Origin of the sequence: Streptomyces sp. NPDC005533, from assembly GCF_042871845.1 — a bacterium.
Taxonomy (GTDB): Bacteria; Actinomycetota; Actinomycetes; order Streptomycetales; family Streptomycetaceae; genus Streptomyces.
Genome location: NZ_JBIAJH010000001.1, coordinates 226,272 through 249,774 on the forward strand (window position 1 = coordinate 226,272; position 23,503 = coordinate 249,774).

Annotated in this window: 21 protein-coding genes; 15 read left to right on the top strand and 6 right to left on the bottom strand. The window is 71.3% G+C overall.

Features of this window, described 5'->3' with window-relative positions; all coding sequences use genetic code 11:
* Positions 1-8: 8 nt before the first annotated feature.
* The 3 genes from ilvN (at position 9) to serA (ending at position 3,494) form a co-directional block, all read left to right on the top strand.
* The gene (ilvN, locus tag ACFYP3_RS01010; protein WP_030010002.1) at positions 9-533 is read left to right on the top strand and encodes an acetolactate synthase small subunit; all 525 of its coding nucleotides are present in this window, start codon (positions 9-11) and stop codon (positions 531-533) included.
* A 128-nt stretch (positions 534-661) separates the two neighbouring features.
* Positions 662-1,663 carry a ketol-acid reductoisomerase gene (ilvC, locus tag ACFYP3_RS01015; RefSeq protein ID WP_388824733.1) on the top strand — a complete coding sequence of 334 codons (1,002 nt, stop codon included), beginning with the start codon at positions 662-664 and terminating at the stop codon, positions 1,661-1,663.
* A 241-nt stretch (positions 1,664-1,904) separates the two neighbouring features.
* Positions 1,905-3,494: a phosphoglycerate dehydrogenase gene (gene serA / locus ACFYP3_RS01020; RefSeq protein WP_388824736.1), complete on the top strand. Its 1,590-nt coding sequence runs from the start codon at positions 1,905-1,907 to the stop codon at positions 3,492-3,494.
* Between the two features lie 66 nt (positions 3,495-3,560).
* Here serA and ACFYP3_RS01025 read toward each other — a convergent pair whose 3' ends face one another.
* Entirely contained in the window at positions 3,561-5,117 is a 1,557-nt protein-coding gene (locus tag ACFYP3_RS01025) for an MFS transporter (RefSeq protein ID WP_388824739.1), read from the bottom strand.
* An 89-nt stretch (positions 5,118-5,206) separates the two neighbouring features.
* On the opposite strand from ACFYP3_RS01025, the gene ACFYP3_RS01030 reads away from it, so the two are divergent.
* Positions 5,207-5,800, top strand: a complete 594-nt coding sequence (locus tag ACFYP3_RS01030) for a TetR/AcrR family transcriptional regulator (protein WP_388824742.1) — start codon at positions 5,207-5,209, stop codon at positions 5,798-5,800.
* Between the two features lie 174 nt (positions 5,801-5,974).
* On the opposite strand, the gene ACFYP3_RS01035 is transcribed toward ACFYP3_RS01030, so the two are convergent.
* Entirely contained in the window at positions 5,975-7,327 is a 1,353-nt protein-coding gene (locus ACFYP3_RS01035) for a PucR family transcriptional regulator (protein ID WP_388824745.1), read from the bottom strand.
* A gap of 159 nt (positions 7,328-7,486) precedes the next feature.
* Between ACFYP3_RS01035 and ACFYP3_RS01040 the strand changes: the two genes are divergently transcribed.
* From ACFYP3_RS01040 to ACFYP3_RS01055, 4 genes are all read left to right on the top strand, one after another.
* The gene (locus tag ACFYP3_RS01040; RefSeq protein ID WP_388824748.1) at positions 7,487-8,413 is read left to right on the top strand and encodes a proline dehydrogenase family protein; all 927 of its coding nucleotides are present in this window, start codon (positions 7,487-7,489) and stop codon (positions 8,411-8,413) included.
* 31 nt (positions 8,414-8,444) lie between these two features.
* Positions 8,445-10,076, top strand: a complete 1,632-nt coding sequence (gene pruA / locus ACFYP3_RS01045; RefSeq protein ID WP_388824751.1) for an L-glutamate gamma-semialdehyde dehydrogenase — start codon at positions 8,445-8,447, stop codon at positions 10,074-10,076.
* Positions 10,077-10,326: 250 nt separating this feature from the next.
* Complete coding sequence (locus tag ACFYP3_RS01050) at positions 10,327-11,220, top strand: hypothetical protein (protein WP_388824754.1); 894 nt, start codon at positions 10,327-10,329, stop codon at positions 11,218-11,220.
* Positions 11,217-11,435, top strand: a complete 219-nt coding sequence (locus ACFYP3_RS01055; RefSeq protein WP_388824757.1) for a hypothetical protein — start codon at positions 11,217-11,219, stop codon at positions 11,433-11,435. The genes ACFYP3_RS01050 and ACFYP3_RS01055 overlap by 4 nt, the downstream gene beginning before the upstream one ends.
* Here the strand turns inward: ACFYP3_RS01055 and ACFYP3_RS01060 are convergent.
* Entirely contained in the window at positions 11,419-12,120 is a 702-nt protein-coding gene (locus ACFYP3_RS01060; RefSeq protein WP_388824760.1) for a nitroreductase family protein, read from the bottom strand. The two genes, ACFYP3_RS01055 and ACFYP3_RS01060, sit on opposite strands and share 17 nt — an antisense overlap.
* 125 nt (positions 12,121-12,245) lie before the next feature.
* On the opposite strand from ACFYP3_RS01060, the gene ACFYP3_RS01065 reads away from it, so the two are divergent.
* Positions 12,246-12,788 (top strand): GNAT family N-acetyltransferase, encoded by a 543-nt coding sequence (locus ACFYP3_RS01065; protein ID WP_388824763.1) that lies wholly within the window; start codon positions 12,246-12,248, stop codon positions 12,786-12,788.
* A 4-nt stretch (positions 12,789-12,792) separates the two neighbouring features.
* On the opposite strand, the gene ACFYP3_RS01070 is transcribed toward ACFYP3_RS01065, so the two are convergent.
* Both ACFYP3_RS01070 and ACFYP3_RS01075 read right to left on the bottom strand, forming a co-directional pair.
* Entirely contained in the window at positions 12,793-14,823 is a 2,031-nt protein-coding gene (locus ACFYP3_RS01070; RefSeq protein ID WP_388824766.1) for a phosphocholine-specific phospholipase C, read from the bottom strand.
* Positions 14,824-14,942: 119 nt separating this feature from the next.
* Complete coding sequence (locus ACFYP3_RS01075; protein ID WP_388824769.1) at positions 14,943-15,104, bottom strand: hypothetical protein; 162 nt, start codon at positions 15,102-15,104, stop codon at positions 14,943-14,945.
* A 532-nt stretch (positions 15,105-15,636) separates the two neighbouring features.
* Here ACFYP3_RS01075 and ACFYP3_RS01080 point away from each other — a divergent pair.
* The 3 genes from ACFYP3_RS01080 to ACFYP3_RS01090 all read left to right on the top strand — a co-directional run bounded on the left by ACFYP3_RS01080 (position 15,637) and on the right by ACFYP3_RS01090 (position 18,199).
* Positions 15,637-15,765, top strand: a complete 129-nt coding sequence (locus ACFYP3_RS01080; protein ID WP_388824772.1) for a hypothetical protein — start codon at positions 15,637-15,639, stop codon at positions 15,763-15,765.
* Positions 15,766-15,843: 78 nt separating this feature from the next.
* Positions 15,844-16,884 (top strand): 3-isopropylmalate dehydrogenase, encoded by a 1,041-nt coding sequence (locus ACFYP3_RS01085; protein ID WP_365469821.1) that lies wholly within the window; start codon positions 15,844-15,846, stop codon positions 16,882-16,884.
* Between the two features lie 229 nt (positions 16,885-17,113).
* A complete protein-coding gene (locus tag ACFYP3_RS01090; RefSeq protein ID WP_388824775.1) occupies positions 17,114-18,199 on the top strand; it encodes a branched-chain amino acid aminotransferase in 1,086 nt (361 codons plus the stop codon).
* A 91-nt stretch (positions 18,200-18,290) separates the two neighbouring features.
* Here the strand turns inward: ACFYP3_RS01090 and ACFYP3_RS01095 are convergent, their stop codons facing one another.
* Entirely contained in the window at positions 18,291-19,730 is a 1,440-nt protein-coding gene (locus ACFYP3_RS01095; RefSeq protein WP_388824778.1) for a cytosine permease, read from the bottom strand.
* A 156-nt stretch (positions 19,731-19,886) separates the two neighbouring features.
* Here ACFYP3_RS01095 and ureA point away from each other — a divergent pair, with 156 nt between their 5' ends.
* The 3 genes from ureA to ACFYP3_RS01110 are packed head-to-tail and all read left to right on the top strand — an operon-like array spanning position 19,887 to position 23,480.
* Complete coding sequence (ureA, locus tag ACFYP3_RS01100) at positions 19,887-20,660, top strand: urease subunit gamma (protein WP_388824781.1); 774 nt, start codon at positions 19,887-19,889, stop codon at positions 20,658-20,660.
* A 56-nt stretch (positions 20,661-20,716) separates the two neighbouring features.
* Positions 20,717-22,399, top strand: a complete 1,683-nt coding sequence (locus ACFYP3_RS01105) for an urease subunit alpha (protein WP_388825228.1) — start codon at positions 20,717-20,719, stop codon at positions 22,397-22,399.
* Between the two features lie 34 nt (positions 22,400-22,433).
* Positions 22,434-23,480 carry an agmatine/peptidylarginine deiminase gene (locus ACFYP3_RS01110; RefSeq protein WP_388824784.1) on the top strand — a complete coding sequence of 349 codons (1,047 nt, stop codon included), beginning with the start codon at positions 22,434-22,436 and terminating at the stop codon, positions 23,478-23,480.
* Positions 23,481-23,503 lie beyond the last annotated feature (23 nt).

The window sequence follows — 23,503 nt, forward strand, 5'->3', positions numbered from 1 at the left end:
CGCCCCACATGTCCAAGCACACGCTCTCCGTCCTGGTCGAGAACACGCCCGGCATCCTCGCCCGGATCGCCGCCCTGTTCTCCCGCCGCGGGTTCAACATCGACTCCCTCGCGGTCGGCGTCACCGAACACCCCGACATCTCCCGCATCACCATCGTCGTGAATGTCGAGGACCTCCCGCTGGAGCAGGTGACCAAGCAGCTGAACAAGCTGGTCAACGTGCTCAAGATCGTCGAGCTGGAGTCCCACAACGCCATCGAGCGTGAACTCGTCCTGGTGAAGGTCCGCGCCGACAACGAGACCCGTTCGCAGATCGTCGAGATCGTCCAGCTGTTCCGCGCCAAGACGGTCGACGTCTCCCCGGAGGCCGTCACCATCGAGGCCACCGGCGGCTCCGACAAGCTCGGCGCGATGCTCAAGATGCTGGAACCCTTCGGCATCAAGGAACTCGTGCAGTCCGGCACCATCGCCATAGGGCGTGGCGGACGGTCCATCACGGACCGCAGTCTGCGCGCGCTCGACCGCAGCGCCTGACCCGCCCGGCGCAGCGGACATCCAAGCCGCTCAGGACACGCTCAGCTCGCATAGCGAGACCGAGAAACTCAGATTCCGTTCCCCGCCGTACGGTGGGAGCAACACCAGCGCACCAAGGAGATATCCCAGTGGCCGAGCTGTTCTACGAGAACGACGCCGACCTGTCCATCATCCAGGGCCGCAAGGTCGCGGTCATCGGTTACGGCAGCCAGGGCCACGCCCACGCGCTGTCGCTCCGTGACTCCGGCGTCGACGTCGTCGTCGGCCTGAAGGAGGGCTCGAAGTCCAAGGCCAAGGCCGAGGAGCAGGGCCTGAAGGTCGTCCCCGTGGCCGAGGCCGCCGAGTGGGCGAACGTCATCATGATCCTCACCCCGGACCCGCTCCAGGCCGAGATCTACGAGGAGTCCATCAAGGAACACCTCAAGGAGGGCGACGCGCTCTTCTTCGGCCACGGCTTCAACGTCCGGTACGGCTTCATCAAGCCCCCCACCAACGTCGACGTCGCCCTGGTCGCCCCGAAGGGCCCCGGCCACCTGGTCCGCCGTCAGTACGAGGAGGGCCGCGGCGTTCCCTGTATCGCCGCCGTCGAGCAGGACGCCACCGGCAAGGCCTTCGACCTGGCGCTCTCGTACGCGGCCGGCATCGGCGGCACCCGCGCCGGCGTCATCAAGACCACCTTCACCGAGGAGACCGAGACCGACCTGTTCGGTGAGCAGGCCGTCCTCTGCGGTGGCGCGTCCGCCCTGGTCAAGGCCGGTTTCGAGACGCTGACCGAGGCCGGCTACCAGCCGGAGATCGCGTACTTCGAGTGCCTGCACGAGCTGAAGCTCATCGTCGACCTCATGTACGAGGGCGGCCTGGAGAAGATGCGCTGGTCGGTCTCCGAGACCGCCGAGTGGGGCGACTACATCACCGGCCCCCGCATCATCACGGACGCCACCAAGGCCGAGATGAAGCAGGTCCTCGCGGAGATCCAGAGCGGCGAGTTCGCCAACACCTGGATGGCCGAGTACAAGGCCGGTCTGCCGAAGTACAACGAGTACAAGAAGGCCGACGAGGCGCACCTGCTGGAGACCACCGGCAAGAAGCTGCGCAAGCTGATGAGCTGGGTCGACAGCGACGAGAGCTGATCGTGGACGGCGGGGCCGGGACGCCGTGTCCCGGCCCCGCCGCGCGTCGCTTGTCCAACACGGCCAACCCCGGAAGGGTGATCCTTCCGTACAGGCGGAAATCCGGTCCGTCAGCGCCACTACACTGCTCAACACATACGCGTCAGGCCCACAGTGTCGTGCGTCTTCCACGCGGCTACCCCCTCCACCGCCTGCGGCCGTCGGGACGGCCGTCCGCACTGGACTTGTGAGGATGACCCACGTGAGCTCGAAACCTGTCGTACTCATCGCCGAAGAGCTGTCGCCCGCCACGGTGGACGCGCTCGGTCCGGACTTCGAGATCCGGCACGTCAACGGAGCCGACCGCGCGGAGCTGCTGCCCGCGATCGTCGACGTCGACGCGATCCTCGTCCGCTCCGCCACCAAGGTCGACGCCGAGGCCATCTCCGTCGCCAAGAAGCTGAAGGTCGTCGCCCGCGCCGGCGTCGGTCTGGACAACGTCGACGTCTCCGCCGCCACCAAGGCCGGCGTGATGGTCGTCAACGCCCCGACCTCGAACATCGTGACGGCCGCCGAGCTGGCCTGCGGTCTGCTCGTCGCCACCGCCCGCAACATCCCGCAGGCCAACACCGCCCTGAAGAACGGCGAGTGGAAGCGGAACAAGTACACGGGTGTCGAGCTCAGCGAGAAGACCCTCGGTGTCGTCGGCCTCGGCCGCATCGGCGTCCTGGTCGCGCAGCGCATGTCGGCCTTCGGCATGAAGATCGTCGCGTACGACCCCTACGTGCAGCCCGCGCGCGCCGCCCAGATGGGCGTCAAGATGCTGACGCTGGACGACCTCCTCGAAGTCGCCGACTTCATCACCGTGCACCTGCCCAAGACCCCCGAGACCCTCGGTCTCATCGGGGACGAGGCCCTGCACAAGGTGAAGCCCTCGGTCCGGATCGTCAACGCCGCCCGCGGCGGGATCGTGGACGAGGCCGCGCTGTACTCGGCCATCAAGGAGGGCCGCGTCGCCGGCGCCGGCCTCGACGTGTACGCGAAGGAGCCCTGCACGGACTCCCCGCTCTTCGAGCTCGACCAGGTCGTCTGCACCCCGCACCTCGGCGCGTCCACGGACGAGGCCCAGGAGAAGGCCGGTGTCTCGGTCGCCAAGTCGGTGCGCCTGGCCCTCGCCGGCGAGCTCGTGCCGGACGCGGTCAACGTCCAGGGCGGCGTCATCGCCGAGGACGTCCGTCCGGGTCTGCCGCTCGCCGAGAAGCTCGGCCGCATCTTCACCGCCCTCGCGGGCGAGGTCGCGGTCCGCCTCGACGTCGAGGTCTGCGGCGAGATCACCCAGCACGACGTCAAGGTGCTCGAACTCTCCGCGCTCAAGGGTGTCTTCGAGGACGTCGTCGACGAGACGGTCTCCTACGTCAACGCCCCCCTGTTCGCACAGGAGCGCGGGGTCGAGGTACGCCTGACCACCAGCTCGGAGTCCCCGGACCACCGCAACGTGGTGACCGTGCGCGGCACCCTGTCGGACGGTCAGGAGGTCTCGGTCTCCGGCACGCTCGCGGGCCCGAAGCACCTGCAGAAGATCGTCGGCATCGGCGAGTACGACGTGGACCTGGCGCTCGCCGACTACATGGTCGTGCTGCGCTACACCGACCGCCCCGGCGTGGTCGGCACCGTCGGCCGCGTCCTCGGCGAGGCCGGTCTGAACATCGCGGGCATGCAGGTCGCCCGTGCGGAGGCGCACGGCGAGGCGCTCGCCGTCCTCACCGTCGACGCGGAGGTCCCGGCGAACGTCCTCGCGGACATCTCCGCCGAGATCGGCGCCGTCTCGGCGCGTACGGTCAGCCTCGGCTGACCCGTGTGACACGACGAAGGGCCCGGGGGATTCCCCCGGGCCCTTTCACGTTCCCCGCCGTCCCGTTCAGTTGTACGTCGGCTCCGCCACGTCGGCCTCCGCCCCCTCGGCCCGCTCCGCCGCGGCCGGGGCGGGGGTCTCGACGCCCCGCATCAGAGCCGCGGCGAGCACGGCGGCCCCGAGCAGCAGCGCCGCGCCCCCCCAGGCCGCGTACTGCATCCCGTGGACGAAGGCCTCCCGGGCCAGGGCCAGCACCTGCTCGCCCGCCTCCCCGCCGATCCGGTGGGCGGTGGCCACGGCGCCGCCGAGGGTCTCCCGCACGGCGGGCTCGGAGCCCGCCAGGTCGGCGCGGTAGACCGCGGTGCCCAGGCTGCCGAGGACCGCCATGCCCAGGGCGCCGCCGAATTCCGTTCCGGTCTCCAGCAGGGAGGCGGCGGAGCCGGCCTTCTCGGCGGGGGCCGCGGCCAGCGCCATGTCGGAGACCAGCGACATCACGGCGACGACGCCCGAGGAGAGCACTCCGGCGCCGGTCAGGACCAGCCACAGGGAGTCGGTGTCCAGGAGGCCGAACAGGGCGAACCCGGCGGCGGCCAGGACGAACCCGCCGGCGATGACGTAGCCCCGGTCCACCTTCTGGGCGAGGGCGGCGGAGACGGGGGCCGCGGCGCCGATGACCACCGAGGGGGCGAGGCTCCACAGGGCGGCTTCCAGGGTGCCCATGCCGAGCACCGACTGGAGGTACTGGGTGGTGAAGTAGGACGCGCCCATCACGGCGAAGGCGGAGAGGGTGTTGAGGGCGATGCCCGCCCCGAAACCGCGGCCCCGGAAGAGGGACCGGGGGATCATGGCGTCGTCGCGGGAGCGCTGGCGGCGGACGAAGACGTACGCGAAGGCCAGGCCGACGGCGAGGCAGCCCAGGTAGAGGGGTTCGAAGCCGTCGGCGGCGATCTCCTTGAGGCCGTAGACGACCGGCAGCACGGCGGCCATGGACAGCGGGACGCTCAGCAGGTCGAAGCGGCCCGGGGCCGGGTCCTTGAACTCCGGGACCAGGACCGGGACGAGGAGCAGCAGGAGCAGCATCGCGGGCACGTTGACGAGGAAGACCGAGCCCCACCAGAAGTGGTTCAGCATCACGCCGCTGAGCACCGAGCCGAGGGCGATGCCGCCGGTCATGGCCCCGGACCAGATGGCGATGGCCTTGCCGCGCTGCTTGTCGTCCTGGAAGAGGTTCCGGACGAGGGCGAGCGTGGAGGGCATCAGGGTCGCGCCGCCGATGCCGAGCAGGACGCGGCAGGCGATGAGCATGTCGGCGCTGGTGGCGTAGCCGGCGCCGACCGAGGCGACGCCGAAGGCGGTCGCGCCGATCAGCAGCAGTCTGCGGCGGCCGATCCGGTCCCCGAGCGAGCCCATCGTGATCAGCAGGCCGGAGAGGGCGAAGCCGTAGCTGTCGAAGATCCACAGCTGCTGGGTGGAGCTCGGGGCGAGCTGGTCGGTGATGGCCGGGATGGCGAAGTAGAGGACGGAGACGTCCATCGACACCAGGAGGAGGGGCAGCAGGAGGACCGTGAAGGCGATCCATTCGCGGCGGCCGGCAAGTCGCGCTGTGGCGGCGGGGTTTGTCATGAGCAGGAATATACATACGTCTTAAACGCTTGTCTATGACGTCTGTATGGAACTGTTGTCTGGGACGGTTGTCTTGCTACCGTGTGGCCATGGGACATCGCGAAGATCTACTCGAAGGCGCGAAGAAGTGCCTGGTCGAGAAGGGGTTCGTGCGCACGACCGCGCGCGACATCGTCAGCGCCTCGGGGACCAACCTGGCGTCCATCGGCTACCACTACGGCTCGAAGGACGCTCTGCTCACCCAGGCCTTCATCGGCCTGATCGAGGAGTGGGGCGCCGCCTTCCAGGACGGCCTGGACGGTGAGGGCGGCTCGCTGGAGCGGTTCCGCGCGCTCTGGGAGGGCGTCATCGCCCAGCACGACACGTCGGGTCCGATCTGGGCGGCCAGCCTGGAGGTCGCGCTCGGCAGGGACCAGCGGCCGGAGTTGCGCTCCCTGCTCGCGGCCTCGCAGGCCGAGGGGCGCCGCGGCCTGATCTCCATGCTGACCGGCACCCCCGAGGACCAGCTCGACGACCGCGACGTGCGCACGCTGGGCGCCTTCTACCAGGCGCTGCTGAACGGCCTGATGATCCAGTGGCTGTTCGATCCGGAGTCGGCGGCCACGGCGGAGGAGTTCACCGAGGGCATGCGCCGGGCCGCCGAGGCGATGATCCGCCCCCGGGGCCCCGAGGGCGGGGAGTAGGGGTACGGGACCCCGCCGCCCGGGATCCGAACGGCGCACGTGCGCGTGCCGCCTGACGGGCCGTTGACCGGAGCCGTCGGCCCCGGCCGTGCGCGAGCGGGAGCGCGCGGGCCCCGTCAGGGCGGTGTTCCCCGCCGACGGGAGCGAGGACGGCTGCGCGAACCTCAGACCGGCCTAGGTCAGGCGGGCTGCCTTCAGGGCCATGTGGAGCAGCAGGCGGTCCTCGCCCTCGTCCAGGTCGAGCCCGGTCAGCTGTTCCACCCGGGCGAGGCGGTAGTAGAGGGTCTGGCGGTGGATCCCGAGGGCGGCCGCCGCCCGGCCCGCCTGGCCGGCGCAGTCGAGGAACACCTCGGCGGTGCGGGCGAGTTCGCGATGGGCCGGAGCCAGCAGGGCGCGCGCCGCCGGATCGTCCACCGGGTCGGCGGCGAGGGTCGCGAGCAGCCGGTACGGGCCGATCGCCGACCACTGGGCGACCGGCCCGAGCCGGGGCTGCGCGACGGCCGCCCGGGCCGCCGCCACGGCCTGCTCCCAGGCGGCGGGCAGCTCCGCGAGGCCCCGCACGGGGTCGGCGACGCCCGCGGTCATCCGGCGGGCGGGGATGGCCGGGGGCGTGGCCTTGGCCCTGGCCGCCGCGCTCGACCCGGCCGCCTTGCCCGCGCCGGCCGCCTTGCCCGCGCCGTCCGCCTTGGCTGCGCCGCCCGTTCCCCCGGCCGGAGCCGCCGCACCCGCGCCGGCCGTTCCGGCCGCGCCGGCCGTCCGTGCCGGTTCCGCCGCGCGCGGCAGCAGCCGGGCCACCGCCGTCAGGGCCGGGGTCAGCGCGTCCGTCGAGCGCAGCCGGAGCAGGACCGCCAGGGCCAGGTCGCCGGTCGCCCCCGCTTCGTCCCCGCTCCCGCTCCCGCCCCGCCGCGGTACGAGGCACACGGCCGCCGCGCCCGGCACCGACGCCGGAGCCTCCCCGGACCAGGGCGCCACGCAGACCGCCGCGTGCAGCCCGTCCCCGCCCGGGCCGAGGGCTGCCCGCAGCGCGGCCACCGCCATGTCCTGCTGCCAGCCGCGCCCCGCGGTGAGCACCGCCTGGAACTCCCGCGACAGGTCCGCCCCCGCCTTCGCCTCCTCGGCGAGCAGCACCCCGATCCGCTGGGCCACCTCCATGGCCGCGGCCAGGGCTGCCGGATCGGGGCCGGGCGCGCCCGGCCCCTGGTCGAGGAGCCACACGTAGCCCTGCACGATGCCGCGGAACCGCACCGGCAGACAGATCCGCCCCCGGAAGACCCCCGCGTCGGGCGCCGCCGGGATCCGGACGGGTCCGGTGGCGCGGGCGATGCCGAAGCCCTCGAACCAGGACCGCACGGCCGCCGTCGACTGCCGCGTCAGGATCGAGCGCGTGCGGACCGGGTCCATCGCCAGATCGTCGTCGCTGTCGTGCGCGCCGAAGGCGATGAGACGGAAGTCCCGGTTCTCCAGGGTCGCCGGGGCGCCGAGCAGCGCGGAGATCTCGTCCACCAGGTCCTGGTAATCGCCCTTCACCCGGACATTCTCCCACCCCAGGACCTACTCTTCAGACACATGTATGAGATCCGGGACACGGATGCGTGACAGCTGTCGATGGCAGAGGATCAAAGCGATCCTTAGGTTTCACGGTGGTTTCACTTGCGCTTTTCTTCTGCCACCCGCTGGAGGTGCCCCGTGCTGGGTCCCGTGATCCTCGCCGCTTCGCGCAGCGACAAGATGCGCCGTATCGTCTCTGCCGCCCCGGTGACCAAGCCCGTGGTGAATCGGTTCATCCCCGGCGAGACGGTCGACCAGGTCATCCCCATCGTCGAGGAGCTCACTCAGGCCGGGCTCGAGGTGACCCTCGACGTCGTCGGCGAGGACATCACCGAGGTGGCGCAGTCCTACGCCGCCCGGGACGCCTACCTCCGGCTCATCGAGCGCCTCGCGGAGCTCGGCCTCGGCGAGAAGGCCGAGATGTCCGTGAAGCTGTCGATGTTCGGCCAGGCGCTGGAGGGCGGCCACGAGCTCGCCCTCGCCAACGTCCGCCCGGTCGTCGAGGCCGCCGCCGCCATCGGCACCACCGTGACCCTCGACGCCGAGGACCACACCACCCTCGACTCGATGTTCGCCATCCACGAGGAGCTGCGCCGGGACTTCCCGCAGACCGGCTGCGTGATCCAGGCGTACCTCTTCCGCACCGAGGCCGACGCCCGGCGCCTGGCCGCCGCCGGCAGCCGCGTCCGGATCGTCAAGGGCGCCTACAAGGAGCCCGCCGAGGTCGCGTACCAGGACAAGGCGGAGATCGACAAGGCGTACGTCCGGATCATGAAGATCCTGATGGAGGGCGAGGGCTACCCGATGATCGGGTCCCACGACCCGCGGCTGATCGCCATCGGCCAGGAACTGGCCCGGCAGGCCGGGCGCAAGCTGGACGAGTACGAGTTCCAGATGCTGTACGGCATCCGCAGCGAGGAGCACCTGCGGCTCGCCGCCGAGGGCCACCGGATGCGGGTCTACACCGCGTACGGGACGGACTGGTACGGCTACTTCATGCGCCGCCTCGCGGAGAAGCCGGCCAACCTGCTGTTCTTCCTCCGCTCGATGATCACCAAGAACTAGCCAAGAACTAGGTCAAGGAGTTACCAGCCCCATGGATGCTGTGACCCAGGTCCCCGCGCCGGTCAACGAGCCGGTCCACTCGTACGCCCCCGGCACCCCGGAGCGCGCGCGGCTCGAAGCACAGCTCAAGCAGCTGTCCGAGAACCCGATCGACCTCCCGATGACGATCAACGGCGTCAAGCGGATGGGCGGCGGCGAGCGCTTCGACGTCGTGCAGCCGCACGACCACAAGTCGGTCATCGGCACCTTCGCCCACGCCACCCAGGCCGACGCGCAGGAGGCCATCGACGCCGCCCTCGCCGCCGCCCCGGCCTGGCGTTCGATGTCCTTCGACGACCGCGCCGCGATCATCCTGCGCGCCGCCGAGCTGCTGTCCGGCCCGTGGCGCGAGAAGCTCGCCGCCTCGACCATGCTGGGCCAGTCGAAGACCGCGCAGCAGGCCGAGATCGACACCCCGTGCGAGCTCGTCGACTTCTGGCGCTTCAACGTCCACTTCGCCCGCCAGATCCTGGCCGAGCAGCCGGTCGCGAACTCCGCCGGCGTGTGGAACCGCAGCGACCACCGCCCGCTCGAGGGCTTCGTCTACGCGATCACGCCCTTCAACTTCACGGCCATCGCCGGCAACCTGCCGACCGCCCCCGCCCTCATGGGCAACGTGGTCCTGTGGAAGCCGTCCCCGACGCAGACCCACTCCGCGGTCCTCCTGATGGAGCTCCTGGAGGAGGCCGGCCTGCCCAAGGGCGTCATCAACCTCGTCACCGGTGACGGCATCGCGGTCTCGGAGGTGGCCCTGAACCACCCCGAGCTCGCCGGCATCCACTTCACCGGCTCGACCAAGACCTTCCAGTACCTCTGGAAGACGGTCGGCAACAACATCGAGAAGTACAAGTCCTACCCGCGCCTGGTCGGCGAGACCGGCGGCAAGGACTTCGTCGTCGCGCACCCGTCCGCGGACCGCGCCGTCCTGAAGACCGCCCTGACCCGCGGCTCCTTCGAGTTCCAGGGCCAGAAGTGCTCGGCGTCCTCGCGCGCCTACGTCCCGGCCTCGATCTGGAACGACGGCTTCAAGGAGGCCTTCGCGGCCGAGGTCGACGGCATCGCCATGGGCGACGTCCGCGACCTGACCAACTTCATCGGCGCCGTCATCGACGAGCGTTCGTTCGCGAAGAACAAGGCCGCGATCGACCGCGCCATCGCCGACCCGACCTGCGAGATCATCGCCGGTGGCACGTACGACGACTCGGAGGGCTACTTCGTGCGCCCGACCGTCATCGCGTGCACCGACCCGGAGAACGAGGTCTTCACGACCGAGTACTTCGGCCCGATCCTCGCCGTGCACGTCTACGAGGACGCCGACTTCGACGCGATGCTCGCGCAGATGGAGTCCGTCTCGGCGTACGCCCTGACCGGCTCGATCATCGCCGCCGACCGCTACGCGGCCGCGGACGCGATGGAGAAGCTCCGCTTCGCGGCGGGCAACTTCTACATCAACGACAAGTCCACGGGCGCCGTGGTCGGACAGCAGCCCTTCGGCGGCGGCCGCGCCTCGGGCACCAACGACAAGGCGGGCGCGGCGACCAACCTGCAGCGCTGGACCTCGACCCGCTCCATCAAGGAGACCCTGGTCGCGCCGACCGAGTACGGCTACCCGCACATGGGCTGAGCCCGACCCCGCTGAACCCCGCCCCCGCTCCGGTACCCCCAAGTCCGGAGCGGGGGCGGTTCCCATTTCCCGGGTGGGCAACTCCTGCTAGCCTGGAGGCAGTTGTCGTGTACGGCGACACGCTCCAGTACTCGGGCCCGGCTACCCGAGGGAGCGAAGGGCTCTCGCGAGTTCCCGTGCGGGGTGGGAAGTCTGCCAGGAGATACGAGACCTCTACGCGTCCGTGCCGGGACGACGCCCGGGGAGACGTATGTCCAGGCGCACCGACAACCGCCACCGCGTGGCGACCATCTGCCGTGAGGCCACGGGCCTGGCGCACCACACCTGTCTGCGCTGGGCCGAAGCCGGCCTGATCACGCGCCGCCAACCGGTCCCGGAGCCCGAGGACGAGGCGCAGCGCACCCTCGAATCGCTCCTGGTGGCCGAGCTCGCCGACGGGCTCCGGGAACACGAGTGCCGGGACGGGGCCCTGTTCGGCTTCACCGCCGCCCGCCCGGCCGGCGCCGGCCTGGCACTCGTCCTGCATCCGGCGATGGCGGACCGGGTCCTTTCCACGGTGCTGCCGCGCGTCGACGAGCGGTACGGCGGACTGCGCGGGGTTCCGGGGCTGCGCATCGCCCCGACGGGCTGCACCTGGGCGCTGACCCAGCTGCAGAGCCGGGCGACGGTGGCGGTGGTGCACCCCGACCCGGACTGGCGCCCGCTGCTTCCGGAGCACGGCGCCGGACTGACGCAACTCTGGCGGCGCAACCGTCACCGCCTGCACCCCGCGGAGGCGGCGGAGCTGAGGGGACGAGCCGGTGCGGGGGAGGGCCCCGGATCGGCCAGGGCGCAGGACTGGCTGAACAGCAGGCTGCTGAGGCGGCCGGGGCTGCTGGGTGCGGCCGGGGCCGCGCACGGATCGGCCAACGTGTACACCCACGGCGGCGGGGACGTGGTCGTCGAGTGGTGCTGCGGCGTGGAACGGGACGAACTGGAGCGGCGGCTGCGTCGCAGCGGACTGGCGGAGCGGCCGGGACGGATCGCCGAACGGTTGCGCGACAGGCCGTGGTTCCCCGGTGAGATCGCCATGGGCGGAGCCTTCGTCACCCTGCGGCGCGGGCCCTGCCACGCGGCGGACGCCCCGGGACGGAGGGTGCTGTGATGCTCACCGCGGCGCTCGTCACCGCGGCCGTGCTCGGGGTGAGCAAGGTGGTGCGGGACTGGTTGATCCTGCGGCAGGTGCGGGCGGCCATGGACGCCGGGACCTCGGAGGACCGGGTGCGGATCGGGATGCGGCTCGCGGAGGCGCTCGGCGGCGGGCAGTCCGGGCTGGCCCCGGAACCGCCCGCCGCGGACGTCGTCACACCTCCACGATGACCTGGTCCAGGGACTTTCGGACCAGGTCCGGGACCTCGCAGTCGTCGGCCGGATAGCCGACCGGGATGACCGCGAAGGCCTTCTCGTTCTCCGGGCGGTTCAGGACGTGGCTCAGGAAGCGCATCGGGCTCGGGGTGTGGACCAGTGCGGCGAGGCCCGACAGGTGGAGGGCGGACAGGAGCATGCCGACCGCGATGCCGACCGACTCGTCGACGTAGTAGTGCTTGCGCTTCGTGCCGTCCGGGCCGAGCCAGTAGCGCTGCTGGAAGACCACGATCAGCGCCGGGGCGTCGGTGAGGTGCGTCTTGACGGCGTCGGTGCCGATGGGGCGCAGGGCGGCGAGCCATTCGTCGCCGAGGCGGCCGTCGTAGGACAGCTGCTCCTCCTGCTCGGCGGCCGCGCGGATCTGCTGCCGTACGGTCGGGTCCTTGACCAGGACGAAGGTCCACGGCTGCTGGTGCGCCCCGGAGGGGGCGGTCGCCGCGCAGGCGATGGCGTCCCGGACGACCTGTTCGGGCACCGGGTCGGGGGAGAAGTGGCGTACGGTCCGCCGCTCCTGCATGCGGGCCCGCAACGCGGCGGCCCGCGCGAGCGATTCCTCGCTCGCCATCCGCTCGGGCCGGTAGGGGGCGGGACGGTACGGCTGGCCGTGGATCGGGGTCCACTGTTGGGTCTCGGGCGACATGGGGCGAGTCTGCCGAGGCAATGGTCCAGACCGCCAGAGCCGCGTCGGCCGATTCCGGCCGGTGGACGGCGTCCGGCGTCCGCATTGCGGTCCTTGGTACGGTCGCGGGACGAACGGCTGGAGAGGTGACGGACGTGCGCGTCGGACACACCGCCGGGCTGACCGGCGACGAGCTCCGCGAGGTGCGGGCCCTGCTCGACGAGGCCTTCGAGGGGGACTTCGGCGAGGAGGACTTCGAGCACGCGCTCGGCGGGATGCACGTACTGGTCCGGGACGCGGACGGCCTGCTCGTCGCGCACGGCAGCGTGGTGCAGCGCCGGGTCGTGCACCGCGGGCGGGCCCTGCGGACCGGGTACGTGGAGGCCGTCGCCGTACGGGCCGGCTCGCGGCGGCGTGGCCTCGGCGGGCAGGTGGTGGCCGAGCTCGAACGGGTCGTCGCGCGCGCCTACGTCCTGGGCGCGCTGTCGGCGTCGGAGGCGGGGGCCGGGCTCTACCTCGCCCGGGGCTGGTCGGTGTGGCCGGGTCGGATCGGGGCGCTGTCGCCCCACGGGCCGGTGCCCCTCCCCGAGGAGGAGGGGTCGACGTACGTGTGGGCGCCGCCCGGCGGGATCCGGCTGGACCCGGCCGGGCGGCTCGACTTCGACTGGCGGGACGGGGACGTGCTCTAGGCGGTCACGAGCCCGAGACGCTGGGCGCCCCCGTCTCGATGTGTCCCGTGTAGCGGCGCGACCAGGTGCCGTCGGAGTCGGCCAGGATCGTGAAGTCGTACCAGCCGTTGCTGTAGGCCACGGCGTTGAAGTAGTCCTCGCGCGAGGAGTCCGCCGGGACGGTGTACGTCCAGGGGCCGTCCGTGCGGTAGGCGTTCGAGCGGATCGTGAAGGTGACGGGGGAGCCGGAGGAGTTCGTCATCTTGAAGTAGACCGCCGTCTTGCCGGTCCCCGGCTCGACCGCGAAGCGGGCCGCCACCTCGATCGCCTTGCCCGCCTTGGAGGCGTCGCCGATGAAGCGGCGCAGGAAGCGGTTGGGTCCGTACATCGAGATGTCGTACTTCCCGGAGCCGCTGCCGAGTCCGATGTTGAAGTAGTCCGTCGCCGTCGCGCCCGGGTCGACCGTGTACTGCCAGGCCGCCGTGTCCCGGTGCTGGTGCGGGTGGATGGAGAAGTGCGCGGGCCGCTTCGCCTCCGCACCCTGGTTGGTCATCGAGAACCAGGCCAGGATCTTGCCGGCCGCGCCGAACTCGAAGCGGTCCAGATTCCCGTTCACCTGGTACGGGACGGCCCGCGCCGGGCGGGTGCCGGGCTCCTGCGCGGGGAGGGCGTTGTCCTGCGGCGCCGGGTTGGGCAGCGGGCCGCAGGTCGACTGCCCGATGACCTTGGCGGTGGACGGGAGGCCGGCCGGAACCCCGTAGACCGGGTGCGCGAAGTCGAAGACGCCGGTCAGGTCGCCGACCACCTTGCGGCGCCAGGCGCTGATGTTCGGGCAGGTGGCGGGGGTGCCGAGGGCGGCCGTCCAGGTCTCCATGAACCGCAGGACGGAGGTGTGGTCGAAGACCTCCGAGCTCACCCAGCCGCCGCGGGTCCACGGGGACATCACGATCATCGGGACGCGGAAGCCGAGGCCGATCGGGGTGCCGTCGATGTACTCGCCCGGGGTGCCGGGCGGGGCGATGGGCGGGGGGACGTGGTCGAAGAAGCCGTCGTTCTCGTCGTAGTTGAGGAAGAGGACGGTGGAGTCGAAGACCTCCGGGTTCGCGGCCAGGGCGCGGTAGACCAGGTCGACGAAGTGCGCGCCGTCGCCGGGCGGGGCGTACGGGTGCTCCGAGAAGGCTTCGTTGGCCACGACCCAGGACACCTGGGGGAGGGTGCCCGCGACGACGTCGGCGCGGATGGCGGCCGCGATGTCGTCCGGGGTGGAGCCGGTGACCTTGGGGACCGAGGCCATGCCCCGGTCCCACAGGGGGTTGCCCGGCGCCGCGTCCGTGAACTTCTTGAAGTAGGCGAGCCCGTTGTCCCCGTAGTTGTCCTGGGCGTTCTGGTAGACCTTCCAGCTCATGCCGGCCCGCTGGAGGGCCTCCGCGTACGTCTCCCAGGTCAGCCCGGACTCGTCGCCGCCGTCCTTGCTGGAGGCGTCGACCTTGCCGCTCCACAGGAAGGTGCGGTTCGGGCCGGTCGCGCTGAGGGTGGAGCAGAAGTAGGCGTCGCAGATCGTGTAGTTGTCGGCGAGGCCGTAGTGGAAGGGGATGTCCCCCCGGTCCAGGTACCCGAGGGTGCGGGTGTTGCCCACGCCGGTGACCCAGTTGTCCATCCGGCCCTTGTTCCAGGCCGCGTGCTGCGAGGTCCAGCTGTGCGGGAGGTCGCCGTTGCACTGGGCCAGGGTCTCGCCGTCGACGCCGCCGGCCGGCGGGGTGGAGCTGAGCTTCCACGGGTACTGGCGGCCGCCCCAGTTGGGCTGGTTGAAGGTGCCCCAGCCGCCCGGGATGTTGCCGGCGGCGCGGTCGCCGAACCCGCGGACGCCCTTCAGCCTGCCGAAGTAGTGGTCGAAGCTGCGGTTCTCCTGCATGAGGATCACCACGTGCTTCACGTCGGTGATGGTGCCGGTCGCGGCGGCCACGGCCGCTGTCGTCGGCAGGGCGGCGGGCAGGGCGGCCCCCGCCATCAGCCCGGCGCCGATTCCCACGAAACCTCTGCGGCTGATCGGTGTCACTGGCCCCTCGCCTCCAACTCAGGTGCCCCGCTGGCACATTGACGGCAAGAGTGACGGGGGTTGGTCCAAAGGTCTACATCCGTGCGGTAAGAAGTCGGTGAACATCCGGTTGGCGGGAATCAGTCGGCGAGACGGAGCGGCATTTTGCCCGGATTATCGCCTCCCGGCATGCCGAGGAAGGCCTCCACCGTGTGCTCGATTCCCTGCAAAACGGTGGTGTCCGTACCGATCCGGCCGCTCGGGAGGTGGGGGACCAGGAAGTCCTCCCTCTCCTCCTGCAAATTGGTGTGATTGCGAACCAATACCCCCTCCGAGCGGTTCCCGTCGTACCGGCGCCGCCGAGGACGCCCGGGTGCGCCTCCAGCGGGACGCCCGCGTGGCCGCGCAGCTCGCGGGTACCCCCGGGGGCTGATGGGCGGAGGCGCCGTGGACATCACCGGACTGGGCCCTTCGGGGGCCCGTGAGGCGCGTGGGATACGTCACCACGCCGGAATCCGCCTCGACTCTCGCTGCACATGCTCTGATCAGGGAACTTCGCTCTGAGGCGGCCTGAATCGGAGCCCTGCGGAGAGGCCTTCCGAGGCGTTGCGCGTCTCAGATAGTAGGAAGTCCGAGTAATTGCCGAGACATACAGCGGGACCTGGCCTAGCTTTGTAGGAGCCGAACGTCTCGCCGATCCGGCGAATGGCGGTCGAGAGCGCGCGCCCCTGGCAGGCAACCCCTGCGGCGCACTGCTCCCCGCCTCTTCCGGCGCCTTGAAGGAACCCCTCATCCGTGGCCCCGCCACGCCGTGATCTCAAGGAGTCGATCACCATGACCGCAACCACCACCGCCCGTCGCGTCCGCCACACCTCCGCCTCGGCCGCCGACCGCAAGAACGCCGCAGCCGCCCTCCAGCGCGCCCTCGACCGCCGTGACAACGGCGGCTCCACCGGCCACTGAGCCACCCGGGCGGACATATTGCGTCCACATGATGGACGCAATATGTCTGAGGGCTGGGACAGGGAGTACGGTTTCGCCATGTCGACCAGCATCAATCTCGCAGTGATCCCCGGTGACGGCATCGGCCAGGAAGTCGTGGCTCAGGGACTCAAGGTCCTTACCGCGGTCCTGCCCCAGGACGTGAAGCTGGAGACCAAGCAATACGATCTCGGCGCGCAGCGCTGGCACCGCACCGGTGAGACCCTCCCGGACGCGGAGCTCGAAGCCCTCAAGCACCACGACGCGATCCTCCTCGGCGCCATCGGCGACCCCTCGGTCCCGTCCGGCGTGCTGGAGCGCGGTCTGCTGCTGAAGCTGCGCTTCGCGTTCGACCACTTCATCAACCTGCGCCCGTCGAAGCTGTTCCCCAACACGGCCACCCCGCTCGCCGGCCGTCCGGACATCGACTTCGTCGTGGTCCGCGAGGGCACCGAGGGTCCGTACACCGGCAACGGCGGCAGCCTGCGCACCGGCACCCCCGCCGAGGTGGCCACCGAGGTCAGCCTCAACACGGCGTACGGTGTGGAGCGCGTGGTCCGCGACGCGTACGAGCGGGCGAACTCCCGCCCCCGCAAGAAGCTGACGCTGGTCCACAAGAACAACGTCCTCGTCTACGCCGGCCACCTGTGGAAGAACATCTTCGACAAGGTCGGCCAGGAGTACCCCGAGGTCACCACCGACTACCTGCACGTCGACGCCGCGACGATCTTCTTCGTCACCCAGCCCGACCGCTTCGACGTCATCGTCACGGACAACCTCTTCGGTGACATCCTCACCGACCTGGCCGCCGCCGTGACCGGCGGAATCGGCCTCGCCGCCTCCGGGAACATCAACCCGACCGGCGCCTTCCCGTCCATGTTCGAGCCCGTCCACGGCTCGGCCCCGGACATCGCCGGCACCGGCAAGGCCGACCCGACCGCGACGATCCTGTCCGTCGCCCTCCTGCTGCGTCACCTCGGCTACGAGGCCCAGGCCACCCGCATCGAGGACGCGGTCTCCGCCGACCTGGCGGAGCGCGACGGCACCTTCCGGTCCACCGACGCGATCGGCGACGCGCTCGCCGCTCGAGTAGCCGGCTGACCCGGCAGCCCCACCTCACGAAGGAAGCCGCCGGGTCACAATGGGACCTGGCGGCTTTTCCTGTGCGGCCCCGGGTGCCACCATCTCCCCTGGGCCGCAGTCCCCGCTTCTCCGCAGGTCCCTCACGCGCGATAATCGAACGCGAGGCCGCGGAATGCGGGGAAGCTCGGACGTCCTAGTACGCCGTGAGCGCGGTCCGCCATACACAACCGGTGAAGGACAAGCACTCATGACGACGCCCACGATCGAGCTCAAGCCCTCCTCGAACCCGCTGTCCGACGCGGAGCGCGAGGCGATCCTGGCCAGCCCCGGCTTCGGCCGCCACTTCACCGACCACATGGTGACGATCAAGTGGACCGAGGGTCGCGGCTGGCACGATGCCGAGCTGGTCCCGTACGCGCCGCTCTCGATCGACCCCGCGAACATGACCCTGCACTACGCGCAGACGATCTTCGAGGGACTCAAGGCCTACCGCCAGCCCGACGGCACGGTGGCCACCTTCCGCCCCGAGGCCAACGCCGCCCGCTTCCAGGCCTCCGCCCGCCGCATGGCCATGCCGGAGCTGCCGGTCGAGCTCTTCATCGAGGCCTGCGACGCCCTCATCAAGCAGGACCGCGCCTGGGTGCCGGACTCCGGTGAGGCCTCGCTGTACCTGCGGCCCTTCATGTTCGCCTCCGAGGTCGGCCTCGGCGTCCGCCCGGCGAACGAGTTCCTCTTCATCGTCATCGCCTCGCCGGCCGGCGCGTACTTCCCCGGTGGCGTCAAGCCCGTCTCCGTGTGGCTGTCCGAGGACTACGTCCGCGCGGTCAAGGGCGGCACCGGCGCGGCCAAGACCGGCGGGAACTACGCGGCCTCGCTGGTCGCGCAGGCCCAGGCGGCCTCGCACGGCTGCGACCAGGTGGTCTGGCTCGACGCCGTCGAGCACCGCTGGATCGAGGAGATGGGCGGCATGAACCTGTACTTCGTGTACGGGGACCGCATCGTCACCCCGGAGCTCACCGGCTCGCTCCTTCCGGGCATCACCCGCGACTCCCTCCTCACCATCGCCCGCGACCTCGGCTACACCGCCGAGGAGGGCCGCCTGACCACCGAGGACTGGCAGCGCGACAACGCGAACGGCACCCTCACCGAGGTCTTCGCCTGCGGCACCGCCGCCGTCATCACCCCGGTCGGCTCCGTCAAGTCCGAGCGCGCCCAGTGGACCCAGGGCGACGGCGAACCCGGCGAGGTCACCATGCGGCTGCGCAAGGCGCTCCTGGAGCTCCAGACCGGCCACAGCGCCGACACCCACGGCTGGATGCACCCGCTCGGCTAGGCCGTCCCGGACGGACCGAAGGCCCCCGCGCGATGCGCGGGGGCCTTCGGCCGTACCGGGGGGACCGGGAAAGGGGGGCGCGGGCAGCGCCTCAGTCGACCGCGACCGCCACCTGCCCGGCCGCGTCGGCGGCCGGATCGGCGGCCGGAGCCGGCTGCGGGCGGAGCGTCAGCGCGGTGTACACCGCGCCGCCGACCAGCCCCGACAGGATGAAACTGCAGTCCACTCCGCCGGTGAGGGCCAGCAGCGGGCCCTCGTACACCGGAGTCGACACCGCGGCCAGCCCGACCGCCGCGCCGGCCGCCCAGGAGGCGGTGGCGCGCAGGTTCCAGCCGCCGCTGTACCAGTAGACGCCGCCGCGGGCCCGCCGGTTGAACACCTGCAGGGCGTCGGGGTCGTACACCCCGCGGCAGCGCACGTACCCGATGAGGGTGATGACGGCCCACGGGGTGCCGATCGCGGTCAGCAGCAACACGAACGAGGTCATCGCGGACTGCACGTCCCACTCGAAGGAGCCGAAGAAGACGAAGGCGGTGGCGACGGCCGCGGCGACCAGGGTGGCGGTGGTGCGGGTGGCCTTGGGGACGATCGCGTCGAGGTCCAGGCCCATGGAGTAGAGCATCAGCCCGGCGTTGCCCACCGAGCCGGCCGCCGCCGCGACCAGCAGCGGGACCAGGTACCAGAAGGGTGCGCCGGCCACGAGCGGCCCGGCGTACTCCAGCCCCGCCCGGGCGGCCAGCGCGGTGTACGTACCGAACAGCTGCGGTATCAGCAGGCCGATCAGCAGGCCGAAGGCGGTGGCCCAGAGCACCTTGCGGGAGCCGTGCCGGCGCGGGGAGATGTAGCGGGTGTAGTCGCCGAGCAGGGTGATGAAGGCGACGGGCCCGCTGAGGCCGGCGGCGACGGCGGCCAGCAGCCACGTCGGCCAGAAGGAGCCGAGCAGGTACGAGGTCTCCGGCGGGGCGGCGGCGGTGAAGTCCGGGGCGTAGGCGAGGAAGCCGACGGCCAGCAGGACCACCATGCCGATGGAGAGGACCTTGCTCATGCGCAGCAGCAGCCGGTAGCCGAAGACGGCCCCGACGACGGTACACGCGGCGAGCACCCCGTACATCGCCGCGCGCGAGACGCCGGTGTCGGGAAGTCCGGTGAGCCGCGAGAGGGCGCCCACCATCACGTCGCCGCCGATCCACAGGGTGAGGGCGGTGTAGCCGAGCGAGAGCAGCAGGCCCACGACCGAGCCGACGAGCCGGCCGCGGACGCCGAACTGTGCGCCGCTCGACGTGGAGAGGTTGGTCGCGGTGCGCAGGGAGACGAGCGCCAGCGGCGCGGTGAAGGCGATACCGACGAGCGTGCCGGTCACGATGGCGGTGACCGAGGGCCACAGGCCCAGTCCGAAGGACGGGGGCAGCCAGCCGAAGACGATCACACCGAGGCAGAGGTTGGAGCCGAGGAGGATCGAGATCAGGTCACGGGGACCGCTCGTCCGCTCCTCCTCCGGGATGGTGTCGACTCCGCGCTGTTCGATGGGCATGGGGGGACTCCCTTGGCAGGGCGGGGGGTGGTTCGCATTTGTTTGAGCGACACTCAATGTGACTCAAGCCCATGTCCCAGGTCAATGATTCCCTGCAACGAAATGAAGAGTTAGAGTGATGCTCTAACCCATCGACTCAAGAGGTGGTGGATCGGCGTGCGGCTGACCCCTACGGAGCGTGACCGACTGCTGCTCCGCAGCGCAGCGGAACTGGCCAGGGCCCGGCGGGCCCGCGGCCTGAAGCTCAACGTCCCGGAGGCCACCGCGCTGATCGCGGACACGGTCTGCGAGGCCGCGCGCGACGGCAAGCGGCTCGCGGAGGCCATCGAGGAGGCCCGTAGCGTGCTCGGCGCCGCCGATGTCCTGCCGGGCGTCGCCGACGTGGTCACCGAGGTGCACGTGGAGGCCGTCTTCGACGACGGATCCCGCCTCGCGGTGGTCTCGTCGCCGATCCGGGACGCGCAGCCGCTCGGCGACGACGCCCCCGGCGCGGTCGTCCCCGGCCCGGGCGTCCCCCAACCGGAGCCGGTGGTGCACCTGCGCGTGCGCAACACCGCCCCCGTACCGGTGAGCGTCACCTCGCACTTCCACTTCTTCGAGGCCAACCCGCGGCTCGACTTCGACCGCGCCGCGGCGTACGGCATGCGTTTGTGCGTGCCGGCGGGCTCGTCCGTACGGTTCGACCCGCACGGCGAGGGCGAGGTGGGCCTGGTCCCCATCGGCGGCGACCGCATCGCGATCGGCTTCGCGGGCCTGGTCGACGGCCCCCTCGACGCCCCCGGCGCCAAGGCGCTCGCCCTGGCCCGGGCCGCAGCGTGCGGCTACCTGGGAGCCTCCGCCGAGGACCCCGCCCCGGGTTCCCCCACCCCCCAGGCCGGACGGGCCGGACAGGCCGACGGCACCGACCGAGCGGACGGAGCGCAGACGTGAGCAGGCAGACCCCCCACAGCGATCACAGCGCGCACTGCGCGCCCGGCAGCCGGCACATCGACCCCCACGAGTACGCCTCCGTCTTCGGCCCCCGTGCCGGGGACCGGGTGCGCCTGGGCGACTCCGGGCTGACCGTCCGGGTGGAGTCGGACGCGCAGAAGGCGGGTGACGAGTTCCTGGCGGGTTTCGGGAAGACGGCCCGGGACGGGCTGCACCTGAAGGCGGCCGCGGTCCGCGAGACCTGTGACGTGGTGATCAGCAACGTGCTCGTCATCGACGCCGTTCTGGGCATCCGGAAGGTGTCGATCGGCATCCGCGAGGGCCGGATCCATGCGATCGGCCGGGCCGGCAACCCCGACACCCTCGACGGCGTCGACGTCGTGGTCGGCACCGGCACGAGCATCGTCTCCGGCGAGGGCCTGATCGCCACCGCGGGCGCCGTGGACACCCACGTGCACCTGCTCTCCCCGCGCATCATGGAGGCCTCCCTCGCCGCGGGCGTCACCACGATCATCGGCCAGGAGTTCGGCCCGGTCTGGGGCGTCGGCGTCAACTCCCCGTGGGCGCTGAAGCACGCCTTCAACGCCTTCGACGCGTGGCCCGTCAACATCGGCTTCCTCGCCCGTGGCTCGTCCTCGGACGCGGCCCCCCTCGTCGAGGCGCTGGCCGAGGGCGGTGCCTCCGGTTTCAAGGTCCACGAGGACATGGGCGCGCACACCCGCGCCCTGGACACCGCGCTGCGGGTGGCCGAGGAACACGACGTGCAGGTCGCCCTGCACAGCGACGGTCTCAACGAGTGCCTCTCCGTCGAGGACACCCTGCGCGTCCTGGACGGCCGGACCATCCACGCCTTCCACATCGAGGGCTGCGGCGGCGGACACGTCCCCAACGTGCTGAAGATGGCGGGCGTGCCGAACGTCATCGGCTCCTCCACCAACCCGACGCTGCCCTTCGGCCGCGACGCGGTCGCCGAGCACTACGGGATGATCGTCTCCGTCCACGACCTCAAGCCGGACCTGCCGGGCGACGCCGCCATGGCCCGTGACCGGATCCGCGCGGGCACCATGGGCGCCGAGGACGTGCTGCACGACCTGGGCGCGATCGGCATCACCTCCTCCGACGCCCAGGGCATGGGCCGGGCCGGCGAGACCATCCGCCGCACCTTCGCCATGGCCGCGAAGATGAAGGGCGAGCTCGGCCCGCTCGAAGGCGACGGCGAGGGCGACGACAACGCCCGCGTGCTGCGCTACATGGCCAAGCTGACGATCAACCCGGCCCTCGCCCACGGCCTGGCCCACGAGATCGGCTCCATCGAGGTCGGCAAGCTCGCCGACATCGTGCTCTGGCGCCCCCAGTTCTTCGGCGCCAAACCCCAACTCGTCCTCAAGTCGGGCTTCCCGGCCTACGGAGTCACCGGCGACCCCAACGCCGCCACCGACACCTGCGAACCGCTCGTCCTCGGCCCGCAGTTCGGTTCGTACGGGGCCACCGCGGCCGACATCTCCGTCGCCTTCGTCTCCGCGGCGGCCGCCGCGCTCGGCTCCGACGAGATGCCGACCCGCCGGCGCCGCGTGGCCGTCCGCGGCACCCGCGGCATCGGCCCCAAGGACCTCCTCCTCAACTCCCGGGTGGGCGCGGTCGATGTGGACGCGCGCAGCGGGCTCGTCTCCCTCGACGGGGAACCGCTGCGCTCCGAAGCCGCCGAGTCGGTCTCCCTCAACCGCCTGTACTTCCTGTAAGAGCACAGCCCGTAAGCCCGTTAGGACCCCTGCCATGACTGCACAGCCCGCCAAGCCCGTGAACGACGGCTTCCGGATGCCCGCCGAATGGACGCCCCACGAGCGCACCTGGATGGCCTGGCCCAGCCCCAACCCGACCTTCACCAACGCGCAGGAGCTGGCCGAGGCCCGCGAGGCCTGGGGCGCCGTCGCCCGCGCGGTCCGCGCGTACGAGCCCGTGACCCTGGTCGTCTCGCCCGGCGACGCCGAGAGCGCCCGCGCGATCGTCGGCGACGACGTACAGCTCGTCGAGCAGGAGCTCGACGACGCCTGGATGCGCGACATCGGCCCGACCTTCGTCACCAACGACGCCGGCGAGATCGCGGCCGTCGACTGGACCTTCAACGGCTGGGGCGCCCAGGAGTGGGCCCGCTGGGACCACGACTCGAAGATCGCCCGGCACGTCTCGGACGTGGCCGGCACCCGTACGTACAGCACCGCGCTCGTCAACGAGGGCGGAGCCATCCACGTCGACGGCGAGGGCACCGTGCTCCTCACCGACACCGTGCAGCTGGGGGAGGGCCGCAACCCCGGCTGGACCCGCCAGCAGGTCGAGGCCGAGATCCACGCCCACCTCGGCACCACCAAGGCGATCTGGCTGCCCTACGGCCTGGCCGGCGACTACGGCACCTACGGTACCCAGGGCCACGTCGACATCGTCGCCGCCTTCGCCCGCCCCGGCGTCGTCATGGTCCACACCCAGCCCGACCCGGCCCACCCGGACCACGAGCGCTGCAAGACCATCGCCGCCATCCTGCGCGCCTCCACCGACGCCCGCGGCCGGCAGCTGGAGGTCGTGGAGATCCCCGCGCCGACCGTGCTGGAGGAGGACGGGGAGTGGGTGGACTACTCGTACATCAACCACTACCTGTGCAACGGCGGCGTGGTGCTGTGCTCCTTCGACGACCCGCGCGACGAGGAGGCGGCGGAGATCTTCCGCGGACTGTTCCCCGAGCGGACCGTGACACTCGTTGACGCACGTACGATTTTCGCCGGGGGTGGCGGTATCCACTGCATCACCCAGCAGCAGCCGAAGGTCTGACCTTCGGGAAACGGACGAGGAGT